Here is a 275-nt window from a genome sequence, read left to right as displayed (position 1 = left end):
AGGCAGTGGTGATTGTGCTGGCCGTCAGTTTTGTCAGCCTCGGCGTGCGTGCGGGCCTGGTGGTGGCCTGTTCGATCCCGCTGGTGCTGGCCATGGTGTTCGTGTTCATGGAGTACAGCGGCATCACCATGCAGCGGATTTCGCTGGGGGCGTTGATCATTGCGCTTGGCCTGCTGGTGGACGATGCGATGATTACCGTGGAGGTGATGGTCACGCGGCTGGAAATGGGCGAAAGCAAGGAGCAGGCGGCGACATTCGCCTACACCTCCACAGCC

At 61.5% G+C, this 275-nt stretch carries 1 protein-coding gene; it reads left to right on the top strand.

Annotation, left to right across the window (positions count from 1 at the left end; translation table 11 throughout):
* Positions 1–275, top strand: a 275-nt coding sequence (locus AC6UD2_RS06765) for an efflux RND transporter permease subunit (RefSeq protein ID WP_500698429.1), incomplete at both ends; no start/stop codon positions are given.

The organism is Fructilactobacillus sp. X2R5C2 (genome assembly GCF_059901375.1).
This window is presented reverse-complemented; position numbering and strand designations above follow the sequence as displayed.